This is a genomic window from Roseobacter sp. OBYS 0001 (assembly GCF_019654895.1).
GTDB lineage: Bacteria > Pseudomonadota > Alphaproteobacteria > Rhodobacterales > Rhodobacteraceae > Roseobacter > Roseobacter litoralis.
Map to the genome: position 1 here is coordinate 321,588 of NZ_BPES01000002.1, position 12,551 is coordinate 334,138.

Here is a 12,551-nt window from a genome sequence, read left to right on the forward strand (position 1 = left end):
CACACATCAAGGATCACATTTTGCCCAAACCCACCCCACTTTTCACGCCGGTTCTGATTGTTGGCTGCGCGATCATCATCGTCAGCTTTGCGATCCGGTCGACCTTTGGCGTGTTCCAGATTCCAATTGCTGAGGAGTTTGGGTGGCTGCGGGCCGAATTCTCCCTTGCGATTGCGATCCAGAACCTGGCCTGGGGGATCGGTCAGCCGCTTTTCGGCGCGCTGGCAGAGAAGATTGGCGACAGAAAGTCGATCGTGCTCGGTGCCATCATTTACGCGCTGGGGCTTTTGCTGTCGGCAGGGGCCAGCACGCCTATTGAGCATCAGCTTTATGCGTGGCTCTTAGGCTTTGGGATTGCGGGCACCGGGTTTGGCGTGATCCTCGCCGTTGTGGGGCGTGCGTCCTCTGCCGAAAACCGGTCCATGTCGCTGGCGATTGTCTCTGCGGCAGGCAGCGGTGGGCAGATATTTGGACCGCCCATCGCGGAATGGTTGCTGTCTTTCATGTCGTGGCAGGCGACTTTTGTGGTTTTTGCTGTCGCGATCCTCGCCATTCTTTTGACGCTACCGATGATGCGCGCACCGGCCATGGCCACGAAAACCGACCTTGAGGAAAGCCTCAAGGAGATCCTTGGCAAGGCCTTTCGGGACCCGTCTTTTACCTTCATCTACCTCGGGTTCTTTTCCTGCGGGTATCAGCTTGGGTTCATCACGGCGCATTTACCCGCCTTTGTGACCGAGCTATGCGGTCCGATCATGCCGGGTGGTATGCTCGACAGTATGGGGATCAGTACGACCTCTGCATTGGGGGCGGTGGCTATTTCCCTCATCGGGCTTGCCAATATCGCGGGTACGTTGCTGGCCGGTTGGGCCGGTAAATACTATTCCAAGAAATACCTGCTGGCCGGAATTTATACGGCGCGAACGGTTGTCGGGGCGCTGTTCATCATGTTCCCGATCACACCGACGAGCGTCATTCTTTTCTCGCTCGCCATGGGGTCATTGTGGTTGGCGACCATTCCGCTGACCTCGGGGCTGATCGCGCATATCTACGGGCTGCGCTATATGGGCACGCTTTATGGTATCGTGTTCCTGAGCCATCAGTTGGGGGGCTTTCTGGGCATCTGGCTGGGTGGGCGCATGTATGATGTCTACGGGGATTATACGCTGGTGTGGTGGATCGGTCTGGCCGTCGGGGCGTTCAGCGCAGTCATACATCTGCCGATACGCGAACGGCGGCTGGAAGGGTTGCAGACCGTTTAGGCATCCTTTGCAAGAAAAGGCGCAAGCAGGGCGTCAATTTCATCGCAATGCGTATAGGTCAGCCCATGGCCTGCGTCCGGGATCACCCGTTGCGCGGCGTTTGGGTTCCATTCAGCAAGCTGATCCTTGGCGACCAAGGGGATCACATCATCCGCTGCACCCCAGATCGCCATGACCGGAATCTTCTGCTGCGCCAGTGAGGCATGTTCAGCCGCAAGGCCATCGCTCAGCATACCAAGCAGGCTGGAGTGGACCGCCGGGACAAAGCCACGCCACGTCAACTCGGCATGCTGCAGCGCATTGATCCCCGGCACGCTGGATGGCACATGCGCCTCTGCGCGCAGGCCCTTGCGCAGGATCGACGGGTAAAGGGACAGCATGACCCAGCGTCCCAGAACGGCGTTTTGCACCGCCGCTTTGAACAGGCCCGACCCGACCGGGCGCATCCCGGCAGGGGCCAACAGGACCATCCGCCGGATACCCTGCGGTCGATCCGCCGCAAAAAGGGTCGCAATCGCCCCGCCCATCGAATAGCCGATCACGGTTATGTCCGTTCGCACGTCTTGGCTGGCCAGCAGGTCGTTCAGCTGTTGCAGGAAAAATGCCGGGTTCTGCACGCCTTTGGGGCGGTCGGAGTAGCCGCGCCCGTATAGGTCATAGGTCAGGACACGAAACCCCCGCCGCTCAAGCATGGGGCGCAGACCCTGCCAAACAAAGCTCGGCGTTGTCAGCCCGTGAATACAGACGATAACAGGCCCGTCTGCCGGGCCGGACCACTGATAATGCGTGACCCCTTGCGAGAGGTCAATAAACGCGCCCGGGGCCGATTTGCGCGCGGCGGCGTTCATGGGGCGGCGCAGGGCCTCGATCACGAAGGGTGCTGCCGCAATGCCCGCCAGTAGCAGCAGTGCCCAGATCATGCGGCCTGTGCCTGCCAGCGCTCCAGAATGAAGCGGCTGGTCATGAGGTCCAGATGCGCGCCACCGCCATTCTTGAACAGGGTGATTTCATCGTCGCTTTGGCGTTTGAACGGTCCGGGTGCATAGTAATCCGCCACGATCTGATCGGCGCTGAACGCGCCAGCCACAATCGGAATTTTCAATTCGCCAATGTGATCGACGGTCGTATCAAGGCTGTCGACAAAAACGCGGGCCCGCTGCAGGGCATCGTCATCGACCTCGCGCATATCGGGTCGATAGGCCCCGATCAGATCAATGTGCTGACCCGGTTGCAGCCATGCGCCACGGATCAGCGGCGTAGTCGTCATGGTCGCCGCCGTGACGATATCTGCGGCCCTGACCGCTGTTTCCAGATCCTCTGCGATGGCGATGTCGGGGATGTCGCGGGCAAGCTGCTCTGCGTTCTGCGCGGTGCGGTTCCAGACGGTAAACTGCGCGTGCGGGAACAGCGCTGAATAGGCGCTGTGCAGTGCACGCGCCTGTGTGCCTGCGCCCACGATCAGAATGGTGCGGCTGTCGGCCCGTGCCAGACGGCGCGCGGCCAGCAGGCTGTCCCCGGCGGTTTTCCATTTGGTCACAAGGTGGAAATCGACAATCGCCTCCAGCGTGCCGGTCTTGTCGCAATAGAGCGTGACGCCGCCATTGACGCTCGACAGCCCCTGCGCCGTGTTGCCGGGGAAGATCGTGGCCGACTTGACCGCAAGGCCCAGACCGTCGATCCACGCCGCCCGGTTCAGCAGCGTATCAGGGTCGCGGTACAAAAACGTGTCGGCAATTTCAGCCTTGGGCAACAGGTGGCCTGCGGCCAAGGCATCCGTCAGCCCAATCCAGTCCAGCACTGCCTCCCCTTCAGAAAAGGGGATGATGGGAATGGTGGTCATGCGGCTTCTCCGGGGTCGAGCAATCCCGATGCCACCAGCCGGTCGGCCCAGCCTTGCGGCCCTTCAAACAGATGGGTTTGCCAGCCAAAACCCTGTGCGGCGGCGATATTGTCATCGCGATCATCCGCAAACAGCAGTGCGTCGCCCTTGATGCCTGCGGTCGCCTCAACCTGAGCGTAAATTGCGGGGTCGGGCTTGATCATGCGCATATGGCCCGAGATGAAATCGCGGTCAAACTCGCGCAGGAACGGGTAATGCGTTGCGGCATGATCATAGCTTTCCACGCCAAAATTCGTCAGCGAAAACACCGGCACCCCCTTGGTCTTCAGTGCTTTCATCAACCTGACGGAATGGTCGATCACGGGTGAGGCCATCTCGATCCACCGATCGTGCCACATCCGGATTTCCGCCCGCCAGTCGGGGTATTTATCGGCCTCGGCATAGATCGTGTCGGTGAAGTGTTCGCCGAGGTCGATACGCTCGTTCATCGCATGCAGGTCCAACGCCTCGAACATGGCGCGACGGCGGTCCTCGCCGATGGCACGGTCGTAAAATCGGTCCGGATCCCATTCGATCAATACATTCCCCACATCGAAAATGACGGCCTGTGGTGTCGGGTTATCGCTCATATCGGCTTTCTTTCCTTGGGTTAGGCCAGCGTGGCGGCCTTGCGCAAAGTGCGTTCCAGCCCGTCGAGGAACCGGGACCGATCCGCCTTGCCAAAGCTCTTGCCACCGCCTTGCCGGAATGGATCAGCGGCGCGCAGGTCTGTCATCAGATCGCGGCTGGCCAGCACATTGCCTATATTGGCCGAGGTGAGCGCTTCGCCATTGTGTTTCAGCACCAGCGCGCCCGCCTCGATGCACTTTGCGGCCAGTGGAATGTCGCCTGTCACGACCACATCCCCGGTGCCGCAGCGATCCGCGATCCACATGTCTGCCACATCCGGCCCGTCCGGCACGATCACGGTTTCCACCAGCGGGTTTTGCGATGGCCTTAACCCGCCATTGGACACGATATACATCTTGACCCGGTGCCTTGTGGCAACGCGCTCGGCTTCGGATTTGACCGGGCAGGCATCCGCGTCGATGTAAAGCGCTGTCATGCGTAAAGCGCGTCGGCGTGAAAGGCGATGTGTTCCTCCATGAAGGTGGCGATAAAGAAATAGCTGTGGTCATAGCCCGGTTGCAGCCGCAGCACCGCCTGTTGACGGCGTGTATTGACCGCTTCGGCCAGCGCTTCGGGCTGGAGCAGATCAATGAACTGATCCTTGGTGCCGGTATCCACCAGCATCGGCCCGTCAAAGCCCTTTTCGCGCATCAAAAGCGTCGAATCATGTGCGGCCCATGTGCTTTGATCATCGCCAAGGTAGGCGCCTAGCTGTTTGCGGCCCCAGTCACTGGCGGTCGGATGAGAGATCGGCGCGAAGGCAGAGACGGAGCGGAAACGCCCCGGCAAGGACATCGCAATCGTCAAAGCGCCATGCCCGCCCATGGAATGGCCCGTGATGGCCTGCCGCTTCATGTCGAGCGCAAAATTCTGCTCCAGCAGATTTGGCAGTTCCTCGGTCACATAATCCCACATCTTGAAATGCGATGACCAAGGGGCTTGCGTGGCGTTCACGTAAAACCCCGCACCCTGTCCCAGATCATAGGCGTCATCATCGGCCACACCCTCACCGCGTGGTGAGGTGTCGGGAAAGACCAGCGCTATTCCGTGCTCTGCCGCCCAGGACTGCGCACCGGCCTTGATCATCGCGTTTTCATGCGTGCAGGTCAGGCCCGACAGGAACCACAACAGCGGCACGGGGCCGTCCTGTGCTTCCTCCGGCAGAAACAGACCGAACGTCATGTCACAATTGCAGCTGGCGGATGTATGAGAATAGACACCCTGTGTGCCGCCGAAACAGGCGTTTTCAGAAATCGTTTCCATTGCGGGTCTCCCTTTTGTGTTCGCTCATTGGCTATCGCGTGATCCGCCCGTCGGCAAGCCCCCGAGCTTTCATATCGGTGCCACGAGGCCAATGACAAAGCTAACGGATACGATGCTGATCACGGTAGATACCAGAATGGCGGCGGATACCCGGTGCGATGCAACGCCGTAGTGCTGCGCCAGAATATAGACATTGCCTGCAACAGGCAGCGCGGACGCTGAGATGACAACGGCGGCGGTGTAGGGATCGACCGGGAACAGGATGATCACACCGATGGCCACAAAAAGCGGGTGCAGCACCAGTTTGCAAAAGCTGAGCCAGCCCGCGATCACAAGCCGCTCTGCCGATTTTGAGGCCAGCGAGGCACCGATGGCGAACAGGGCACCGGGGGTCGCGGCCCCACCCAATATGGTCAGAAAGTCGTTCATCGGTGTGGGGATCGGAATGGCAAGGGCGGACCACAAAAGCCCGGATGTGATCGCGAGGATCATGGGGTTTTTGACAAGCCCCAGCGCAATCGTGCGCAGGATACGCAGGCTGAAGCGCCCGTCGCGTGACCCGGTGATCAGGATGACGATCAGGCTGGAAAATACGATCAGATCAACGGCAAGCGCCATCATGATGACGCCAATCGCAGCCTCGCCCAGCAACAAAGCAAGCATGGGAATGCCAAGAAATCCGACATTGCCGATGGCTGCGCATTGCGCTTCGACCGCGACCGTTGCCACATCAAGCCGGCGGATCATGCCCACGATGGTCGCGATCAGATAGACAGCAACGGTGCCCAGCAGATAGCCGCTGACAAGGTTCGTGTCCCACACATCCGCGAAAGAGAGATTCGCGGAAAACCGGAACAACATCGCGCTGAGGGCAAAGTAAAAGACGAATTTCGTCAGATAGGCGGTCGCCTCTTCGGTAAAGAAGCGAATGCGACCGGCCCAATAGCCCAGGCCGATCAGCGCAAAGAACGGGACTGTCTTAAAGAAGATTTCAATCATACCGACACGCCGGGCGTGTTTCCCTTTCTGTGGTCTGGTCCGGTCAGGCAAACTGCTTTCTGTGTCTTATCACTTGATGCGTGATGCGCCAGAACGATGTGCTCATTATTCTGATCACATCCAACGGATTGTCCCAAACAGAACGGGCGCACAGGGTCCAGCACCAGCGTTGTTAACAGATGCAAATAGGTCGCCAGACATTCAGACACTAAAGCAATTTGTATTTTCTCCTTGGGAACTGAACCGTTCGGTTTATAGTTGAGGCCTCTGGCATCCGAGGACCCTATGACTGTTGCAACTCTGGCGATCCGCAAGGGACGAAAATTCGATCAGGTTCTGGATGGGGCGCGCGACGTCTTTATGGCGGATGGCTTTGAGGGGGCCAGCGTGGATGAAATCGCGCGCGTGGCCAATGTGTCAAAAGCAACCTTGTACAGCTATTTCCCGGACAAACGACTGCTGTTCATGGAGGTTGCAACCGCCGAATGTCAGCGTCAGGCCCGCGGCGCGATGGACAAGATTGATATGGAGGCCTCTCCGCAAGATGTGCTGGCGCAGACGGGGCAGCATTTCCTGCGGTTCATCACGTCAGATTTCGGACAAAAGATTTTCCGGATCTGCGTGGCTGAATCCGAGCGGTTCCCGGATCTGGGGCAGAAGTTCTATAATTCGGGCCCTGCGATTTTCCGCACCGAGATGGCGGCCTATTTCAAGCACGCCGAAGCGCGCGGGCAATTGCGCATGTCTGACCCTCTCATGGCGGCGGATCAGTTCGGCGAATTATGCAAATCAGACGTCTGGCCGCGTCTGATCTTTGGTGTGATTGACAAGGTCAGCGAGACGGAAATCATTCGCGTGGTGGACAGTGCTGTCGAAACCTTCATGGCGCGATACGGCGCTTGAGCGGACTCGACTCGCCCCTGTCACAGGGCTAGATATGTTTAGAACAAAATAAGAACAAACGAATCTGTCTGGTCGCTGCTGCCATGAAAACCCGACGTATCCTCTCCATCTGGTTTCCGCATTTCGGGGCGGATCGGCTTATGCGGCGCAATCCGCAACTGGCCACTGTGCCTTTGGGTGTGGTCGAGGAACAGCATAACAGCCAGGTGCTGACCTCTTTGAGCGCGGCAGCCGCGCAGGCCGGTCTGCGTGTGGGTCAGCCGGTGCGCGATGCCCATGCCATGTGTGAAAAACTGGTGACACGGGCGCGCAGCCAGCCAGCCGAGGCTGCATTTTTAACTGCATTGCAACGCTGGGCCGGAAAATTCAGCCCATGGGTCGCGCCCGAAGGGGATGACGCGCTGGTGATTGACCTGACCGGATGCGCGCATCTTTTCGGGGGCGAGGAATCGTTGTTGCAGGTGGTGCAACAGGATTGTGAGGATCTGGGGCTGTCGGTGCGGATGGGGCTTGCGGATACCCGTGGGGCGGCGTGGGCATTGGCGCGCTTTGCCGGGCAATCCGCAGGGTCGCACCGCACAGGCGACGCCATTGATCAGGAAGCCCGCGCCACACGCTCACGCGCCAGCAAGCGCCGGCATTGGACCAAAGGTGGTGCGGCCCCTGTTGTCACGCCGGGATCTGCGGCAGGGGCACACCCTATTTCGGCCCCGGGGCAGACCTATTGCGCGCTGAGCCCTTTGCCTGTGGCGGCGCTGCGGCTTGATGCTGAGATGACATCGCAGCTGTCCCGTCTTGGTATCCGGCGCGTCGGTGATCTGCTGGGCCAACCGAGGGCCGTGCTGGCCCGCAGGTTTGGCCGGGGTCTTGTGATGCGGATGGATCAGGCGATGGGCTCTGCCCCCGAACCGGTTTCGCCCGCGCGCGCGCCTGCGCATTTTGCCGTCCGCATGACCCTGCCGGACCCCATCGGGCTGGAAAGTGATTTGCTGGCGGGGCTTGACCGCTTGCTGCCCCGGCTGTGCGAAAGTCTTGAGAAAAAGGGGCGCGGGGCGCGCCGTGTTCTGTTTCAGGCCTATCGGACGGATCACGACATACAATCGGTTGAGGTGGGGCTGGCGCGTGCCGCGCGCGAACCTGCGCAGATCAAACCGCTGATTGCGCTCAAGCTGGGCAGTATCGACGCAGGCTTCGGGATCGACATGCTCCGGCTCGAAGCGGTGCAGACCGAACCGATCCACGCCCGCACCCCGGTGGGGCATCTTGAGGCAGGTGCCGCAGTGAGCACCCGTCTGGCCAGTAACACGTCGATGGACGATCTGATCGGGCGGATTGGCGCGCGCGTCGGGCTTGAGGCGATCACGCGGCTTAAACCCGCCTCCAGCCATATCCCTGAAAAGGCCTCAACCGTCCACGCCGCGGCATGGTCGACCCCTTTTGACGGGCCATGGCCCGACCCGCCCAACCCGCGGCCCCTGCTGATCTGGCAGCCTGAACCCGTACAGGCCCCGGACAGCCCGAAAGTACCCGATGTCTTTCGCTGGCGCGGGCAGCGCCTGCGCGCTGTCCGGGCGATCGGGCCAGAACGTATCGCGCCCGAATGGTGGCTGGATGATCCCAACTGGCGCAGTGGTGTGCGGGATTACTGGAGCACTGAGACCGAAGACGGCCAGCGGTTATGGTTGTTTTATGCCCATGGGCATCTGATGTCTTCGGGATGGTTTTGCCAAGGTACCTATGCCTGAGAGGATGTTCTGACGCGCCTGCGAATTTCAGAGCTTGATTCGCGTGGAAAAGGGCGCAACTCTGGCCATATGAATTACCATGTCCCCCCGACCAGCACCCTTCATCAGATGCCGCCCAGTCAGGTTGCTTTTCACCGCACAGAGTTATCCGTGATCCTGTCGCTTTACGGACGGTTTGTGGCAGCGGGCGAATGGCGTGACTACGGAATTTCCTGTCTCAAGGATGTTGCCATCTTTTCGGTGTTCCGTCGCACCGCCGAGACGCCGCTCTATCGTATCGAAAAACGTCCAAAGATGCGCGACAAGCAGGGGATGTATGCTGTTGTCGGGATGGATGGGCAGATCATCCGCCGGGGTCATGATCTGAAAAAAGTACTGAGGGTGCTGGAACGCAAACTCATTCGCGCAGTCGAGTGACCATTGCCCCCGTCAGGTGGGCACTTCCAGCCTTTTGAACTCTGTCGGGACCCCGTCGCCTTGCATTTCAATTCGCGCCAAGGCGTCTGTGATGGGTTCAGTTGTCACCAGCATATGCCCGGCATTCGCATGGATCAGCGTATCCTTGTCCAGAACCAGCGCCACATGACCTTTCCAGAAAATCACGTCATTGCGTTGCAACGCTGAACCGGGCGGCAACGTTACGCCAAGCTGTTTTTCCTGTTGGTCGCTGTCACCGGGACAGGCGATGCCACAAGCCAGACAGGCCGCCTGCACCAGACCGGAACAATCAATCCCGAGATGCGCGTTTCCGCCCCAAAGATAGGGCACCCCCAAAAAGAGTTCCGCGATTGTGGCCGGGTCGGTGGCGCGCGCTTCTGCTGGTCGCACATGTTGCCTCGGCACAAACCCCTGCGGCGTCTCAACAAAGGTTGCGGTTTCTGCAACGACATTCAGCCCGGCACCAAAACCCACATGCATCAGGTCTGGTGATTTGAAATTCGCCTCCGCATAGACATGCGTGGCACGGCTTGTGACACGGTGCGTCACCGGATGCACCGACCCTAAAGCAATATCGGATACCCATCCGCAATACCCGTCCTTTTGCGCCCGGATCAGGCTGTGATTTTCCATACGACCTAGTATGGTCATGCGCTCGCCAAACAGAACCTGCCTGTCGCGCGGTCCCGCAGGGCTTTGACGCAAATCGGCGACGGGCACCGTAATTTGCGCCGGTATGTCGAGGGTCACATGGGCCGGATCAGGCGTCACGCGACGATCTGTCATGACGTTTGCATGGCTTCGATGACCTCCAGCAAGGCGCGGGTCGCCTGACCTGCGCCACCCTTCGGGCGTCCCGGCGCATCGCTCGGGTTCCAGCCATAAACGTCAAAATGCGCGTAGGCGCTTTCGCCCACGAATCGTCGCAGGAAAAGCGCTGCGGTGATGGAACCGGCAAACCCGCCTTTTGGCGCGTTGTCCAGATCCGCAATTCCCGGTTCAATCATCGATTCGTAAGGAGTGTGAAAGGGCATGCGCCAAACCGGGTCGCATTGGCGCGTGGCAGCGTTTTCAAGCGCGGTAACAAAATCAGGATCGTCGCAGTAATAAGGTGCCAGATCAGGACCCACAGCAACACGGGCCGCCCCGGTTAGCGTCGCCATCGAGATGATGAGGTCTGGCGCGCCTTCCTGTGCGTAGGTCAGCGCGTCGGCCAGAACCAGACGCCCCTCTGCGTCGGTGTTGTTGATTTCAACGCTCAGACCCTTGCGCGACGGCAGGATATCGCCCGGTCGAAACGCATTACCAGCCACTGAATTTTCAACAGCCGGAATAAGAACGCGCAGGCTGATGTCAGGCTTGGACGCCATAATCATATGCGCCAGCCCCAGCACATTGGCCGCCCCGCCCATGTCCTTTTTCATCAGCCCCATCGACGCGCCCGGTTTCAGATTCAGCCCGCCGGTATCAAAACACACGCCCTTGCCAACCAAGGTGATCTTGGGTCCGCTGTCGCCCCATTTCATGTCAATCAGGCGTGGCGCGCGATCTGCCGCGCGCCCGACCGTGTGGATCAGCGGAAAATCCTGCGCCAGCAAGTCATCGCCAAGAATAACCTCGATCGATGCGCCATGCTGTTGGGCGAGGTCTTGCGCTGCGGCTTCAAGATCCGGGGGGCCCATGTCATTTGCGGGCGTATTGATCAAATCCCGGGTCAGTATTTCAGCCTGCGCAAGGATTTCCAGCCGTGCGGTATCCAGCCCCTCAGGCCGCGTGAGCTTCGCCCCCATGGCGGTGGTTTCGCTGTAGCGGCCAAACCGATAGGCGGCCAAAAGCCATCCCAGAACTTCCATGTCGGCATTGGTTTCCGGCAGGCCCGATGCGATCTTATAGCACGCTGCGGGCAGTTTGCTTGCGGCAGCCGCCAGATGAAAACGTCCCCGTGCGCGCGATTTCGCTGTGCCATATCCCGCAAGCGCCATCAGTGGTAAACCAGCATCATTCGGGATCAGTAAAACCTGCCCGATCCGCGCCGCGAACCCATTCGCGGATACCCATGCCTGAACCGCTTGGGGCTGGTCGCCCAACCACACCTCAAGCGAGTCTTCATCTATGATGTGTAGCGGAATTGTCTGATCGTCAGCATCGGCAAACAGGGAAGTCATAAGAGGGCGCCTTTCAAAAAATCGCCCTCGCAGCCTAGTCTGATCTGATGGCGGCGCAAGGGATCAGATCGTGATGTCCTGCAAGTCCCAAATGGCGCTTAACGATTGCTCGCCGATCCGCAACAGCCTGCCGAGCGTCGCTGCCACGGCTGGACCATCATTGCCATCCAGCGCTTCGATGACGTCGGCCGCGACGCGGGCCAGCACCAACATGCCGATCTGTTCTGATATCGCGATCAGGGAACGGGCGCATTTGCGTAGATCGTTCGCCTCGCCCGCCGCGTGCAGCCGGCTGCAATGCGAAAGCCGCAGTGCCAGCTCTTCCATCGCGCGGCAAACAACGTCCTCTGCACCGGCCTCACCGAGCTGCGCATATAGCGCGCTGAGCCTGTCCTGGCAGACATGCACCTTTTCATTTAGCCTGATCTTCAGGACATGATCCATTTTTCTCACCCTTTATTGCCCCCACGGCACGAAGAGTTTTCGCGCGAAATTCTGACTAAAGAGTTGAGACAGATCAATGTTTCCTCTCGAATTTTTGGATAATTGCAGGTAATCCTCGTGGGACAGAGGTTGAAAGTCGTAAAATATGGATCAAGCCAAACCGCTTCCAGGCTATCTGGTGCAGCGTTATCACGGGTGGAAGGCCACCGGGTATCAAGAAAACCAATCATGGTACAAGCAGCTGGCGCGTGGTGGTCAACACCCCCGTGCGATGGTGATTTCCTGCTGTGACAGCCGTGTGCATGTCAGCGCCCTTTTTGGTGCCGATCAGGGGGAGCTGTTTATTCACCGCAATATCGCCAGCCTTGTTCCGCCCTATGAACCGGATGGGGATCCGCATGGGACGTCGGCGGCAGTAGAATATGCCGTCACCATGTTGAATGTGGCGCATGTGATCGTTCTTGGGCATTCGGGCTGTGGCGGCATACAGGGATGCATCGATATGTGTCAGGGTAATGCACCGGACCTCGAAGAAAAATCGAGCTTTATCGGCCGGTGGATGGATATCCTCAGGCCAAGCTATTCTCTTGTTGCCGCAGAAAACGATCCTGAAATACAGGCGCAGGCGCTGGAAAAACAATCGGTGCTCGTCAGCCTGCGCAACCTGATGACTTTCCCCTTTATCAGCACCCGTGTCGACGGCGGTTTGCTCACGTTGCATGGGCTTTGGACCGACATCGGCGAGGGCAGCCTTGAGGTGTTTCACTCCGATGATCAGGCCTTTCATGCAATTTGAAAGATGGTGAATACAGATCAGGACCTT

14 protein-coding genes are annotated in these 12,551 nt (G+C 59.2%); 5 read left to right on the forward strand and 9 right to left on the reverse strand.

The genetic code is table 11. The annotated features are described in order from the left end of the window. Positions 1–20 precede the first annotated feature (20 nt). Positions 21–1,262 carry an MFS transporter gene (locus K5Q35_RS07015; protein WP_220799010.1) on the forward strand — a complete coding sequence of 414 codons (1,242 nt, stop codon included), beginning with the start codon at positions 21–23 and terminating at the stop codon, positions 1,260–1,262. Here the strand turns inward: K5Q35_RS07015 and K5Q35_RS07020 are convergent. From K5Q35_RS07020 to K5Q35_RS07045, 6 genes are all read right to left on the reverse strand, one after another. Next, a complete protein-coding gene (locus tag K5Q35_RS07020; RefSeq protein WP_220799011.1) occupies positions 1,259–2,182 on the reverse strand; it encodes an alpha/beta fold hydrolase in 924 nt (307 codons plus the stop codon). The genes K5Q35_RS07015 and K5Q35_RS07020 overlap by 4 nt on opposite strands. Continuing rightward, complete coding sequence (locus K5Q35_RS07025) at positions 2,179–3,102, reverse strand: ornithine cyclodeaminase family protein (RefSeq protein WP_220799012.1); 924 nt, start codon at positions 3,100–3,102, stop codon at positions 2,179–2,181. The genes K5Q35_RS07020 and K5Q35_RS07025 overlap by 4 nt, the downstream gene beginning before the upstream one ends. Further along, complete coding sequence (locus K5Q35_RS07030) at positions 3,099–3,731, reverse strand: HAD-IA family hydrolase (RefSeq protein WP_220799013.1); 633 nt, start codon at positions 3,729–3,731, stop codon at positions 3,099–3,101. The genes K5Q35_RS07025 and K5Q35_RS07030 overlap by 4 nt, the downstream gene beginning before the upstream one ends. Positions 3,732–3,751: 20 nt before the next feature. Continuing rightward, complete coding sequence (locus tag K5Q35_RS07035) at positions 3,752–4,207, reverse strand: YaiI/YqxD family protein (RefSeq protein WP_220799014.1); 456 nt, start codon at positions 4,205–4,207, stop codon at positions 3,752–3,754. Then, positions 4,204–5,034, reverse strand: a complete 831-nt coding sequence (fghA, locus tag K5Q35_RS07040) for an S-formylglutathione hydrolase (protein ID WP_013964040.1) — start codon at positions 5,032–5,034, stop codon at positions 4,204–4,206. The genes K5Q35_RS07035 and fghA overlap by 4 nt, the downstream gene beginning before the upstream one ends. 69 nt (positions 5,035–5,103) lie before the next feature. Next, positions 5,104–6,033, reverse strand: coding sequence for an AEC family transporter (locus tag K5Q35_RS07045; RefSeq protein ID WP_013964041.1), 930 nt, complete (start codon positions 6,031–6,033; stop codon positions 5,104–5,106). 285 nt (positions 6,034–6,318) lie between these two features. Here K5Q35_RS07045 and K5Q35_RS07050 point away from each other — a divergent pair, with 285 nt between their 5' ends. The 3 genes from K5Q35_RS07050 (at position 6,319) to K5Q35_RS07060 (ending at position 9,098) form a co-directional block, all read left to right on the forward strand. After that, the gene (locus tag K5Q35_RS07050) at positions 6,319–6,936 is read left to right on the forward strand and encodes a TetR/AcrR family transcriptional regulator (protein ID WP_220799015.1); all 618 of its coding nucleotides are present in this window, start codon (positions 6,319–6,321) and stop codon (positions 6,934–6,936) included. An 83-nt stretch (positions 6,937–7,019) separates the two neighbouring features. After that, positions 7,020–8,681 carry a DNA polymerase Y family protein gene (locus tag K5Q35_RS07055; RefSeq protein WP_220799016.1) on the forward strand — a complete coding sequence of 554 codons (1,662 nt, stop codon included), beginning with the start codon at positions 7,020–7,022 and terminating at the stop codon, positions 8,679–8,681. Between the two features lie 69 nt (positions 8,682–8,750). After that, positions 8,751–9,098, forward strand: a complete 348-nt coding sequence (locus K5Q35_RS07060; RefSeq protein WP_013964045.1) for a DUF2794 domain-containing protein — start codon at positions 8,751–8,753, stop codon at positions 9,096–9,098. 12 nt (positions 9,099–9,110) lie between these two features. Here the strand turns inward: K5Q35_RS07060 and K5Q35_RS07065 are convergent, their stop codons facing one another. From K5Q35_RS07065 to K5Q35_RS07075, 3 genes are all read right to left on the reverse strand, one after another. After that, positions 9,111–9,905, reverse strand: a complete 795-nt coding sequence (locus tag K5Q35_RS07065; RefSeq protein ID WP_220799017.1) for an NlpC/P60 family protein — start codon at positions 9,903–9,905, stop codon at positions 9,111–9,113. After that, complete coding sequence (locus K5Q35_RS07070; RefSeq protein ID WP_220799018.1) at positions 9,902–11,284, reverse strand: M17 family metallopeptidase; 1,383 nt, start codon at positions 11,282–11,284, stop codon at positions 9,902–9,904. The genes K5Q35_RS07065 and K5Q35_RS07070 overlap by 4 nt, the downstream gene beginning before the upstream one ends. A gap of 63 nt (positions 11,285–11,347) precedes the next feature. Beyond that, positions 11,348–11,728, reverse strand: coding sequence for a hypothetical protein (locus K5Q35_RS07075; protein WP_013964048.1), 381 nt, complete (start codon positions 11,726–11,728; stop codon positions 11,348–11,350). 145 nt (positions 11,729–11,873) lie between these two features. Here K5Q35_RS07075 and K5Q35_RS07080 point away from each other — a divergent pair, with 145 nt between their 5' ends. After that, positions 11,874–12,524 carry a carbonic anhydrase gene (locus tag K5Q35_RS07080; RefSeq protein ID WP_013964049.1) on the forward strand — a complete coding sequence of 217 codons (651 nt, stop codon included), beginning with the start codon at positions 11,874–11,876 and terminating at the stop codon, positions 12,522–12,524. Positions 12,525–12,551 lie beyond the last annotated feature (27 nt).